11 protein-coding genes are annotated in these 12,099 nt (G+C 70.6%); 3 read left to right on the top strand and 8 right to left on the bottom strand.

The features are described from left to right. Positions 1-12: 12 nt before the first annotated feature. From OG978_RS07210 to OG978_RS07225, 4 genes are read right to left on the bottom strand one after another with little or no spacing between them, the layout of a single operon-like run. Entirely contained in the window at positions 13-1,281 is a 1,269-nt protein-coding gene (locus tag OG978_RS07210; RefSeq protein ID WP_326764395.1) for a glutamate synthase-related protein, read from the bottom strand. After that, entirely contained in the window at positions 1,278-2,294 is a 1,017-nt protein-coding gene (locus tag OG978_RS07215) for an asparagine synthetase A (RefSeq protein WP_326764396.1), read from the bottom strand. Before OG978_RS07215 ends, OG978_RS07210 begins: the two co-directional genes overlap by 4 nt. After that, complete coding sequence (locus OG978_RS07220; RefSeq protein ID WP_326764397.1) at positions 2,291-3,697, bottom strand: methylaspartate mutase; 1,407 nt, start codon at positions 3,695-3,697, stop codon at positions 2,291-2,293. The genes OG978_RS07215 and OG978_RS07220 overlap by 4 nt, the downstream gene beginning before the upstream one ends. Beyond that, positions 3,694-4,146, bottom strand: a complete 453-nt coding sequence (locus OG978_RS07225) for a cobalamin B12-binding domain-containing protein (protein ID WP_266422476.1) — start codon at positions 4,144-4,146, stop codon at positions 3,694-3,696. The genes OG978_RS07220 and OG978_RS07225 overlap by 4 nt, the downstream gene beginning before the upstream one ends. Positions 4,147-4,407: 261 nt before the next feature. On the opposite strand from OG978_RS07225, the gene OG978_RS07230 reads away from it, so the two are divergent. After that, complete coding sequence (locus OG978_RS07230) at positions 4,408-4,689, top strand: hypothetical protein (protein ID WP_326764398.1); 282 nt, start codon at positions 4,408-4,410, stop codon at positions 4,687-4,689. A gap of 141 nt (positions 4,690-4,830) precedes the next feature. Then, positions 4,831-5,043, top strand: coding sequence for an MbtH family protein (locus tag OG978_RS07235; RefSeq protein WP_093549323.1), 213 nt, complete (start codon positions 4,831-4,833; stop codon positions 5,041-5,043). Positions 5,044-5,197: 154 nt separating this feature from the next. On the opposite strand, the gene OG978_RS07240 is transcribed toward OG978_RS07235, so the two are convergent. Together OG978_RS07240 and OG978_RS07245 are read right to left on the bottom strand one after the other, a co-directional pair. Then, complete coding sequence (locus OG978_RS07240; RefSeq protein WP_326764399.1) at positions 5,198-6,124, bottom strand: ornithine carbamoyltransferase; 927 nt, start codon at positions 6,122-6,124, stop codon at positions 5,198-5,200. 76 nt (positions 6,125-6,200) lie between these two features. Continuing rightward, positions 6,201-7,586 carry a helix-turn-helix domain-containing protein gene (locus OG978_RS07245; RefSeq protein ID WP_326764400.1) on the bottom strand — a complete coding sequence of 462 codons (1,386 nt, stop codon included), beginning with the start codon at positions 7,584-7,586 and terminating at the stop codon, positions 6,201-6,203. Positions 7,587-8,009: 423 nt separating this feature from the next. Here OG978_RS07245 and OG978_RS07250 point away from each other — a divergent pair, with 423 nt between their 5' ends. After that, positions 8,010-10,877, top strand: coding sequence for an AfsR/SARP family transcriptional regulator (locus OG978_RS07250; protein WP_326764401.1), 2,868 nt, complete (start codon positions 8,010-8,012; stop codon positions 10,875-10,877). Positions 10,878-11,011: 134 nt separating this feature from the next. Here the strand turns inward: OG978_RS07250 and OG978_RS07255 are convergent, their stop codons facing one another. Both OG978_RS07255 and OG978_RS07260 read right to left on the bottom strand, forming a co-directional pair. Beyond that, the gene (locus OG978_RS07255; protein WP_326764402.1) at positions 11,012-11,374 is read right to left on the bottom strand and encodes a hypothetical protein; all 363 of its coding nucleotides are present in this window, start codon (positions 11,372-11,374) and stop codon (positions 11,012-11,014) included. A gap of 139 nt (positions 11,375-11,513) precedes the next feature. Further along, a complete protein-coding gene (locus OG978_RS07260; RefSeq protein ID WP_326764403.1) occupies positions 11,514-11,900 on the bottom strand; it encodes a hypothetical protein in 387 nt (128 codons plus the stop codon). Positions 11,901-12,099 lie beyond the last annotated feature (199 nt).

Here is a 12,099-nt window from a genome sequence, read left to right on the forward strand (position 1 = left end):
TGGAGCGCGGAATCAGCCGGTGCGGGAGACCGTCGCGGCGTCGGCCGGCAGCAGGACGTCGTCCGCTTCCAGGGCGTTCGCGTGGTACTTGCCGACGGAGCTGATCAGCAGCCGGAGTTCCAGGGCGATGCTCTCGACCAGCCGGACCAGGCCGGCTTCGGCGTCCTCGTCCACGGCGAGCAGTGCGGCCCGGCCGAGGCCGACGGCGCGTGCGCCGAGGGCCAGCGCCTTCGCGGCCCTGCTGCCTTCCCAGATCCGCCCGCTGGCGAGCAGGCAGTGGTCGGTGCGGCCGATGCGGGTGAGGCACTCGCCGAGCGGGAGTCCCACCTGGCCGAGGAAGGCGGTCGGCGCCCAGGCGGTGCCGCCCTCCGCGCCGTCCACCGTGACGGAGTCCGCGCCGGCCGCCCAGGCGGTGGCCGCGGCATGGGCCACGTCGCGCCCGGGGTGCAGCTTCACCCACACCTTCACGCGGGGGAAGTTGTTCCGCATCAGCCGGATCTGCTGGCGCAGGATCTCCTCGGTGAAGGTGCCGGGGCTGCTGATCCGCAGCACCGAGTCGCTGTCGGCGCCGAACACCGGGTCCATGGCGTACTGTTCGGCGACCCTGCCGCCGGCCTCGCGGCCCAGGACGGTGAGACCTCCGAGCCCGGGCTTGGCACCCTGGCCGACCTTCAGTTCGAAGGCGAGGCGGCCGGTGGCCAGCAGCGGTTCGGACACCGGGTCGCTGTAGACCAGGTTCCACACCTCGGCGTCCGCGTCCTCGGTGGACTGCTGCACCACCACACCGCCGTGCTCGTCGTCGGCGGCGGCCGTGTAGGCGGCGATTCGCCCGAGCAGTGGGGAGGCCCCGGAGTCGGCGGCGGCGCGGAAGCCGTTGACCGGCACCACGTTCTCCCCGATGACCATCGGGATGCCGAGCCGTCCGGCCTGTCGTCCGGCTGCCTCGCCGAGGTCGTGGCTGGCGACCTGCGTCGAGCCGAACGCGGACACGTAGAGCGGCAGCCGGGAGGTGAACCCGCCGACCTGTGTGTCCAGTTCGACGTCCGTGTACAGCGGCTCGCGGGCCAGGTCGATGAGCTTCTTCAGCCGCTCCGGCATGAACACCGGGGGCACGATCCTGGCGCGTTCCAGCAGGTCGTACGGGTCCTGGCCGGCCGGGATCGCGCCCAGCAGGCTGCTGCCGTAGGACTCCAGCCCGGGGAAGGCCGCCGCCGCTCCGGCCCTGGCCCGGTGCCGCACCTGTTCCTCGGGGAAGCCCGCGGCGCTCAGTGCGGTGCTCATGCCGACACCACGCCGGGGAGCTTCGGGTAGGCGCTGGCCTCCCAGGCTGCGGTGCGGCCGGTGACGTACCGGGTGAAGCGCTCCAGGCCGATGCCGAACCCGGAGCTGGCGGGGATGCCGCGGCGGGCCAGGTCGAGGTACCAGCCGTACTTCGCGGGGTTCTCGCCGGTCTCGCGCATCCGGGTGACCAGGGCCGCGTAGTCGTGCTCGCGCTCGCTGCCGCTGGCCAGTTCGCCGTAGCCCTCGGGGGCGATCAGGTCGAAGTTGCGGAGGATGCCGGGGCGGTCGGTGTCCTCCTGGTCGTAGAAGCCCCGCGAACCCTTGGGGTAGTCGACGACGAAGAACGGGCGGCTGGTCTTCGCGGAGAGGATCTCCTCGCCCTCCCAGTCGATCTCGGCGCCGGGGTCCTGCGGGTGGCCGAGCGCCACCAGGTCCGCGGTGGCCTCCCGGTGCGTGGTGCGGCCGAACGCCCCCTGGACCACCTCGCGGAAGGCGTCCCGGTCCCGGCCGAGGAGCTCCAGGTCCCCCGGCATCTCGCGGACGACCTCGTCGACGACATGCGCGACGAGCCGTTCGGCGAGCTCCATCGCGTCCTCGCGGCGGGCGTCGCGGATCTCCACGTCGATCTGGTGGAACTCGGCGAGATGGCGGTGCGTGACGGCCGTCTCCAGCGGTTCCAGGCGCACGTTGGGCGCGATGTAGAAGATCTTGCCGAAGGCCAGCAGCGATGCCTGCTTGTAGAGGATCGCGCTGGTCATCAGCTTGTACTTGTGGCCGTAGAAGTCGACGTCCACCTGCTTGGAGCCTCGGATGCCCGGGTCGGTGACCGGTCCGATGACCGGCGGCAGCAGCTCCTGGAACCCCTGCCCGGTCAGGAAGGCGCGGGTCGCCGCGAGCATCCGGCTCTGCACCCGCAGCGTGGCACGGGTCGGCTCGGCGATCAGGTGCTGGTCGGGAGAGGACGGGAACGGGGGCGCGACGCGGCCGTGGGACTCGGCGATCGTGCTGGTCATGGTGCTACCTCCTGGGTGTGCTGCCGATGGGCTGCCGGGCGACGGGCCGCCGGGGGAAGCGGGTGGCGGGAAGCGGACGGGGGAAGGACGCGGTCGTGCCGGCGCTGTACGAACGACAGGGCGTCGAACAGCCCTGCGGCGGTGAGCCGTCGGCCGCGGTCGCGGACGGGCCCGAGGGGCATCGCCCCGATCTCGGACCAGGTGAGGCGGCCGGACCCGTCGATGTGACTCCGGGTGCGGCCCGCGTTGTCGGGGTGCAGGCAGTAGGGGACGTCGAGGTATCCGCGGGCGAAGGCCTTCAGCAGGGCCTGGCCCAGGTCGTCGTCGAGGTTCAGCACCGCGTCGACCAGAGCACGGGCCTCGGCGTACACGGCGTTGTCCGCCGGGTCGGTGCGCGGGACGGGCGCGTTCCCGGGCCGGGCGCCGGTCGCCGTCCGATGCCGGGCGGCGGCCCGCGCGGCGACCCGCAGGGCCTCGACGTTCTCCGCCACGGTCGGGATGCGGTGCGCCTCGGCCGCGGTCTTCACGATCAGCCGGGCCGCCCCGGTCTCCACGGCCAGTTCGGCCGAGCGTTCCAGGAGCTCCAGGGAGCCGTGCCGGGTCTGCGGGTAGAGGCCCATGTAGGTGTAGAGGACGATGTGCCAGTCGGCGTCCGGCAGGAACTCGCCGGCCAGCCGGTGCAGCGCGTGCATCGCGTCGCGGTCCTGGTCCGCGTTGGTCTGCTGGGCGTAGCTGAGCGAGATGCTGCGCAGCCCTGCCCGGTGGAAGAAGAGCGCCTCCAGCGCACTGATCGCGACGAGCAGTCCGGGCGGGCAGAGCTGGCCGAGCATGCAACCGCCGAAGGTCTCCAGATGCGGTTCGGCCCCGGTGCCGCGCAGTCCGGCCAGGAAGTCGCAGCTCTCCTGCCAGTTGCGTACGGAGTCCAGGAGCGGGGTGCGTCCGTAGGGCAGGCAGTAGGAGACCGGGCCGCCCTCCGTCGCGTCCAGGCCGAGCCGGGCCAGTGCGGCCACGATGCGCTGGGGGCGGGCCGATCCGTGCCGGATCTGCACCGGGAAGCCCGCGTCCCGGACACCGTCGAGAACCCAGCGCGAGGTCTGCGGGCTGTAGGAGGTGATGGGGAATCCGTTGAGCGGGACGCCGCCGTTCAGGGCGCGCGCCGCGGACGCCTCGTCGTTGACCCGGGTGTAGCTGTCGATCGTCATGGTGCCGACGACCGCGTCGGCCGCTCCCTTGGTGGCCAGCAGGCCGGCCCGCATCAGCGCGGGGTCGGAGAAGCCCATGCGGGGCTGCACCACGAGAGTGCCCCGGGCCTGTGCCCTGGCGACGAAACGGCCGAAGGAGAGCGGTCGCCGGTGCACGGTGGAGCGGCTCCCGGGAGGTGCCTCCTGGACCGGCGCGGTCATCGTTCCACCTCCTTGGGCAGCGAGTCGACGTAGGACTCGAAAGCGGCGATGTCGACGCCGTCCTGGAAGACCGCGTCGAACCCGGCCCTCATCAGGGCGTCGGCCTCTTCCTCCCCGTCTCCGGAAACGCCGAGCTTGCCGCCGATGACCGCAGGCAGGCCGGTCAGCTCCCAGCGCGACCGAATGGCCCCGATCAGCGGCTCGGCGTCGTGGAAGCCGTGCCCGTTGACGCTGCTGACGACCAGTAGGTCGGGCTGGAACTTGCAGCAGGACTCGACGATCTCGTCCTCGGGCACACAGGAACCCAGATTGACGACCTTGTGCCCGAGGTCCTCGAGCAGCAATTGGATGTAGATGAGATTCCAGGTGTGCGCATCGGATTGCAGTCCGGTGACAACAACATCCAGCGGCCCGGATCGATGACGAGCCGCCCATTCCGCAGGCTTCATAGTTCGCTTCGTCCACATCATTGGATGACAAGGGGAGAAAGAGATCCAGGCTTGCCCGGAACTTCCTTTCGGCCACAACCGTAGATTCGCTCCGGATCCGTTTCCGGCGTCAGCGGCGGCAACTGGGCGGCAGCAGAGGAGCAGTTGACCGACAGTCCGGTGCCGGGTGGTCGGCGGGGCATGAGACTGGCCGCACTGCACCCGCAGAATTCAGCGCCCGGCCCCGTGCACACCGCCGGCGAACGACCGAGGAGTCATGACATGGCAGAGACCGGCCACAACGTGCGTGCGGCGGAGGTGCTCGCGGACGTCCTGGCGGAGGTACGGGAACGGGTCGACCGGCGGGAGGCGCTCGGCGAGGCCCAGATCGCCGTGCTCGAAGCCGCGGTGAACATTGTCCGCGCAGGTCAGCCCGGGTTCGAAGTGATGCCGGTGGAGCGTTCGGAGCTGGTGCGCGAGGCGCTCGGCGCGGTGCGCGCGGCCACCGTGGCGACCGGGGTCGCGCTCACCTACGCGCATCGGACGGCCCGTGTGCCCGCCTGATCCCGCGCTCCGTGGTGCCGCCGATCTGCCTGGGTTTCTGCCCGGCGAACCGGTCCGCGGCTCCTAGCATTTGATGCAGACGAAACACGCAGACACACCTGACGACATCACGTACAACTTCGTCCAACCGAGGTGGAAATCATGGCAACCAACCCGTTCGAGGACTCCCAGGGCCGCTATGTAGTGCTGGCCAACGAAGAGGGTCAGTATTCGCTGTGGCCGGCCCGGATCCAGCAGCCGGCGGGCTGGGAACTGGTGAAGGACGAGGGCAGCAAGCAGGAATGCGGCGAATTCATCGAGGCGAACTGGACCGATATGCGGCCGCGTTCGGTGGTTGCGGCGATGGGTGGCTGAACCCATCGGCTGTCCCGTCCCGGAAGGGCGGGTGCGAGGCGCGACATGCGCCCGCACCCGCCCTTTCGCACGATGGCCGGCGGAGAGCAAAAAGAATTCCCGGCAGGCATGGAGCGTGAACCCATGCCTGCCGGGAGCCGGGCGGGGCGGGCGGTCAGTCCTGGACGCCGCGTACGCACCACTCCAGGACCGCCGCGGCGGCGGTCATCTTGTGGTGGGCCTGCCGCCAGGCCCGGCTCGACGGGCCGTCGAGCACCTCGTCGGTGACCTCCTCGCCGCGTACCGCGGGCAGGTCGTGCAGGAAGACGGTGCGTGGGCCGGCGAAGCGGTCCAGGAAGGCTCGGTTGATCTGGAAGCCGTCGAAGTCCCTGAGCCAGTCGGGGTTCTCCTTCGTCACGCCCATGGTCTGCCACCGGCTGGTGTACACCGCGTCCACCGGTCCCTCGACCTCGTCGGCCGACACGACCTGGCTCACCAGGGCCTTGCCGCCGCTGAGTTCGGCCGCCAGGTCCAGGGTCTCCTTGGGTACCTCGTACCCCCGCGGGCACAGCAGGGTGAGGCGCAGGCCGGGGGTGAGGGCGGCGGCGAGTGCGAGGGCCGCGCCCGAGCTGTTGCCCTCGCCGACGGCGAGCAGGTGCAGACCGTCGAGCGAGCCGAACTCCTCGGTCAGCGTGGCGAGATCGGCGATGGCCTGGGTCGGGTGCTCGTCCAGGCTCAGGGCGTTGACGACGGCCAGGTCCTCGCTGCTGCCGAGCCGGCGGATCTCCTCCACGTCCCCGTTGGTGCGTACGACGAGGGCGTCCAGGTACTGCCCGAGGACCCGGGCGGTGTCCTCGACCGTCTCGCCGGTGGTGAGCTGCAGCTCGTTCGGACCGAAGGTGATCACATCGGCGCCGAGGCGGGTCGCCGCGCTCCAGAAGGAAGTACGGGTCCGGGTCGAGGACTTGCGGAAGTAGAGACCGACCTGGCGTCCCGCCAGCGGCTTCGGCACGATGCCGTCGCGGCCGAACGAGGCGGCGCGCCGGACGATGTGGTCCAGCTCGGCGGGCGTGAGGTCGGCGAGGGAAATCAGGTTGCGCATGGGTGCGGTGCCTTTCATGAGGGCGGGAACGGGGTGGGCGACGGAACGGTGAACGGGGTGATGTGAGGGGCGGTCCTCACTCGCTCAGGGCGACGGCGAGAGCGGCGGGCACCGTCTCCTGCTCCGTCTCCTGCTCCGTCTCCTGCTCCGCGTCGAGCACCGCGCGGACCAGATTGAGCACGGTGAAGCCGACCGGGTCGCCCGCCGTGGTGGGGAGCCGGCGGATCAGGCCGCGGACCAGCAGGGCGTGCACGTCACGGGCGGTCCCGGCCAGGGAGGTGCCGCAGGCACGCGCGGCGCCGTCCACCGTCCACGGGTCCTCCAGCGTCGCCAGTGTGCGGAGCAGGGCGGCGGCCTGCGGGTCGAGCCCGGTCACGGCGGCGGTGAGCCGCTCGCTCAGGGTGGGGCCGGCGGCGGGATCGGCGGGCGTGACCCCGTCGAGCAGGACCAGCGGTGTGGTGCGGGCGATGTCCAGGAGTTGCTGGGGGGAGTACAGCAGCAGCCACGAGGCCGCGGCTTCCAGCGCCTGCGGCATGCCGTCCAGGGCCCGGCAGATATGGGCCACGGTGGTGACGACGGAGTCGGTGGGGAGGAAGTCGGGCCGCATGTAACTGACATGGGAGAGCGTCAGCTCGACGGCGTGCCGGTCCGCGACGAGGGAGCCGCCCACCGCGTCGACGGCGAGATCGGCGGCGGTCGGCACCGCGAGTGGGGCCAGTGGCAGCAGCCGCCCACCGGGCAGCTGGACCGGCCGGTCGGTGGTGGTGAGTATTTTCAGGCGCTCGCAGGCGCGCAGCAGACTCAGCAGGCGAGGGGTGACGGATGGTGACGGATCGTAACCATCCAGGACGATCAAGGTCGCCTTGGACCCTATGAGCGCGGCCAGTTCCTCGAATTCCTCACCGTCCCGGACGAGTGCGCGCACCCACCCGGTCACGGTCGACTGAGGGGTGCCGGGGGCCGATCCGGTGGTGTCGGCCGTGTTGTCCAGGGAGACCCACAGCACCGGAACCCGGTCCCTGGCGTGGATCACCGAGGCAGCCTCCTGGGCAAGCCGCGACTTTCCCGCTCCCGGCAGACCCACCAGAGTCAGCAGCCGCTCGTGATCCGTGCGCAACCGGGCTGTCAGCGCTTCCAGTTCCGGACGCCGTCCGATCAGCGGGCGCAGCGGAGGGGGTGGTGTGGCGAGGCCCGCTCCGTAGATGTCCTGGAAGACACGCCCCGCTGCCTTTGCATCGACGGCGAGTTCGAGCTCGACGCGCCGCGCGTCGCTCAGTCTCATGGCATTGGCGAGGAGCTTCAGCGTTTCCCTGCGCGGGTGCTGGACCCGCCCCAGTTCCAGGTCGCGAATGGCTCGTACGCTCACCGTGGAAAGTCCGGCGAGCTGTTCCTGAGTGAGTCCCGCCCGCCGGCGCGCATTCTGCAGCAGAACGTCGAGCCCGGGTGCGGGCTGGGAATTCATCATTGTCTCCTCGGTCTCCACATGCTCAGAAAACGCAATGACCGGTTACCCGGCCGCCCAGGACTGTCCGGAACACACGGCCCGGACGGGGATCTTTCCGGTCCGCTCACGCTCCGTATGCTCCGTACTCTCCGTGGCAGCGAAGGCCTGCCGTCGATGAACAGCCTCCATCGAGCCATTCCCGAACTCTTCCCGGTGCAGTACCGCGAGTTCCTTCCGCCAGGGGCTACGATCGCCTCGCGCTGGGGAAGCGCTGCGGGTGCGCAGAGCTGAGGGGGAGGATGCGTGTCAACTACGGAAGAGTTTCGGCTGCGCTTCAACATTCTTGGCCCGATAGAGGGGTGGTCCAACGGGACGCGACTGCGACTGGGCGGTGTCATACAGGAGCGAGTTCTGGCCACTCTGCTTCTGGAGCCCGGAAAAGTGCTTCCGGTTTCCCGGCTGGTCGAGGCGGCCTGGGACGAGGAACCGCCGACGACGGCACCGCACCAAGTACGCAAGGCAGTTGCGGATCTCCGAAGACGGATACCCGGCGGTGCCGAAGTTCTCGTCACCGACGGACCCGGCTATCGCGTCGCCCAGGAACAATGCGAAATCGACGTGGCCGAATTTGGCCTACTGATACGCAAAGCGAAGCTCGCTGCATCCGACGGCCGTACGGCCGAGGCCGCCGAGATATTGCGCGGCGCCCTCGCACTCTGGCGGGGACCTGTTCTGTCGGGCGGCGGCGGTCCGGTCATCGAGGCGGCGTCGACCTCCATCGAGGAGCGCCGGCTGACCGCGGCGGAACAGCTCTTCGAACTCCACCTCGCACTCGGCGAGGCCGCCGAACTCGTCGTCGAACTGCGGGAACTGGTCCAGCAGCACCCCTTGCGCGAGTCCCTGCGCGGCCAGTTGATGATCGCCCTGTACCGGTCCGGGCGGCAGGCCGAGGCCCTGGACGAGTACGGCAAGGTGCGCGAGCTCCTCGCCGAGGAACTCGGCATCGATCCCGGCCCCAACCTGACCAAGCTGTACGAGGGAATCCTGCGGGAGAGCCCCGAACTGGCCGGACCCGAGCCGGCGGCCGCCCCGGTGGTGGCCGTGGCGCTGCCCGCGGAACCCCCCAGCACCCTCCCGTACGACCTCGCGGACTTCACCGGCCGGGACCGGGAACTGGCCGAGATCCTGCGTGGCGCCGAGGCCGGCGGCGAGCAGGGACCCCAGATCGTGGCGATCGACGGCATGGGCGGCTGCGGCAAGACCTCGCTCGCGGTGCGCGCCGCGCACCGGCTCGCACCGGAGTACCCGGACGGTCAACTCCACATCGACCTGCGCGGATACACGCCGGGCGACCAGCCGGTAACCGCGGGCATCGCGCTCGACAGTCTGCTGCGGGCCGTCGGCGTCCCGGGCAACCTCATCCCCGACGACGTACCCGCCCGCACGGCTCTGTGGCGTGCCACCCTGGTCGGCAAGCGGCTGCTGATCCTCTTCGACAACGCGGCCGACGCCGCCGCCATCCGTCCGCTGCTGCCCGTCTCCCCCGGCAGCCTCGTCATGGTCACCAGCCGGGCCCGCCTGGTCGATCTGGACGGCGCCCGGTGGATCTCCATCGGAGTGATGCCGCCCGAGGACAGCGCGATGCTGGTGGCCGAGACGCTCGGTGCCCAGCGCGTCGCCGCCGAGCCCGAGGCGGCCGAGGAGATCGCCCGGCTCTGCGGCCACCTCCCCCTCGCCCTGCGGATCGCCACCGCCCGGCTGCGCAACCGCCCGCGCTGGACCCTCCAGTACCTGGCGGAACGGTTGCGCGACGAGACCCGAAGGCTCGACGAGCTCAGCTCGGGCGCCCGCAGCGTCTCCGCCACCCTGCGCCTGTCCTACCAGGCCCTGGACGAGGAGTGCCGGAACGCGTTCTCGACGCTGGCGCTGCACCCGGGCAGCGAGATGGACGTCCACGCGGCCGGTGCGCTGCTCGGCTCCGGCGCCCGGGAGGCGGAGGACCTGCTGGAGATGCTGCTCGACGTCCATCTCGTGCAGCAGCCGGAGATCGGCCTCTACACCTTCCACGACCTGGTCCGCAGCTTCGCGCACAGCCTGCTCGTCGAGTCCCCCGACGACTCCGAGGCGGTGGAGCGGCTGCTCGGCTACTACCTGACCGCCACCGAGGTGGCGTGCGATCTCCTCTACTCCGGGCGGCGCCGGCGCAGTACCGGTATCGAGCCCTCCACGGCGGAACTGCCCGGCCTGGGCACCCCCGAGCAGGCGCGGAATTGGTTCCTGCGCGAGCAGAGCTCGCTCCTCGCGGCCGTCACGCTCGCCGAGCGCAGGGGGCACGACCGCTATGTGGTGTGCCTGGCCCGCAATCTCGTCTTCCAGCTCAACGACCTCGGGCTCCTGGAGGAGTTCGGCGAGCTGAGCCGGGTCGCGGTCGCCGCGGCCGGCCGGTTGCAGGACCTGGCACTGCTGGGAGTGAGCCTGTCCAACCTCGGCGTCGCCTGCTGGAAGCTCGGCCGTCTCTCCGAGGGCCTCGAAGCCGCCCGCAAGAGCCGGGACGTCGCGGTCCAGCTCGGCGACCTGCACACCCAGGCCCACAGCGAGAGCATCCTCGGCCAGTTCAACAGTCTGCTCGGCGACTTCTCCGCGTCCCTGGGCCACATGGAGACGGCGATCGCACACGAACGCGACCTGGACATGCCGCGCGCGGAGGCCGAGAGCCTGACCATCCTCAGCACGCTCTACGAACAGTGGGGGCGGTACGAGGAGGCTCGGGACGCGGCCCGGCGTTCGGCCGAACTGAGCCGGCAGCTGGGGCAGCACGAAGGACTTCCCGGAGCCATCACCGACCTCGCCTTCGCCCATGTCGGCCTGGGTGCGTACGAGGAGGCCGACCGCTGCCTGGCGGAGGCCCGCGCACTGTACGGGGACGCCGGCAACGAGGTGAACCTCGCGCTGACCCTGGCGTTGTCCGCCGATGTGGAGAACCGGCTGGGAAAGCCTCCCCGCGTCCCGGACCAGGCGGAGCTCGCCCTCGACTTGATGCGGACGAACTCCTCGCCCCTGCGCCGGGCCAAGGTGGAGAACGTGGTGGGCCGACTGCGCCGCCGGCAGGGCGACATGGCGGCGGCGCTCGCGCTGCACACCCATGCCCACGAGCTCGCCTCGTCCCTCAGCTATCGCATCGAGCAGGCCTACGCCCTCGCGGGCATGGCCGACGCCCTCGGGGACACGCCGGACGCGGCGCGGTACCTGGCGGAGGCCGAACAGCTCTTCGCCGAGATGGGCGTTCCGGCGGAGCACCGGCGCAGCTGACGACCGCCCGCCGTCGCCTTACCCCGTAACAGCACGCGTGCACGCAGCCGCCCGCTCGGGCCCGCCCCGGGACGGACAGCGACGAGCCCCGCACCGTGACTCCGGTGCGGGGCTCGCGTGTCGAGGCGGTGGGATCACATGGTGGGGGACGTCGGGCCCTTGTCGTCATCGGTGCCATGGGTGCCGATCACCGTCGGACCCTTGTCGTCGGCGAGCACATGGGTGCCGATCACCGTCGGGCCCTTGTCGTCATCGGTGCCCTGCGTACCGATGACCGTCGGACCCTTGTCGTCGGCGAGCACATGGGTGCCGATCACCGTCGGGCCCTTGTCGTCGTCGGTGCCCTGCGTACCGATGACCGTCGGGCCCTTGTCGTCGGCGACAACCTGCTGAATGCTCCGGGAGTCGTGCGACTGCCCCGCCTCGACCGCTGTGCCGATACCGAAGGCCAGCGTCGCGGCGATGATCCCGAAGAGTCCAGCAAGCTTGCGTCCCATGTCCCGCCCCTAAGTGGTGTTTGTGAGGTTCTGCGGTGTTCCGCTTCCCGACACCACTGATGTTGCTGATCGGCGTTCCCGGTCCGTTCCTGCCCCGATACCGCCTCCGGGAACTGCCGCGGGAACCGGACCGGCACCGCTATTCCACGTCGAGCTGACAGGCGGCGACGCGGGGGCCCAGCGGGGTGAGGACCACGCGCGTACGGGCCGTTCCCGACTCATGACCGGCCAGGTCGAGCAACGACCTCACCAGGGAACGGAGCACCGCGCGTTCCGTCTCGTCCAGGACCGCCAGGCCGGCGTCGTCCCCGGGCGGCCACTCCACGATCCCGGCCACCGTGTGCATGCCGTTCTCGGTTCTGGTCTCGACGCTGAGCTGGGGCCCCTCCCAGGACTCCGGCGCGGTGTACGGATGGGACTGGACACCGGACGCCACACGCTCGGCCCACCGCTCCACGGTGGACAGGTCCTGGAGGGCCTGGCGCAGTTCCGTCCCGTCGGGCGAACGATCCCTGGGGTCCTTCACGTGAGTACTCCTTCTGCAGACAACTACAGAACGACCCTTGCCTTCCCGGCTCCCGGTTCCCTCCCGAATCGTTCCCGCTTTCTTCCCGTTCCCGCGTTCGCCAAGGGAACGCAGCGGTAATCGGTCGCCGCATGATGCCCCCGTTCGATTCAGACAGGGATCCGTGGTGATCCGCAGAGGACGCGAAATCCTGGGGGAT

Origin of the sequence: Streptomyces sp. NBC_01591 (assembly GCF_035918155.1) — a bacterium.
Classification (GTDB): domain Bacteria; phylum Actinomycetota; class Actinomycetes; order Streptomycetales; family Streptomycetaceae; genus Streptomyces.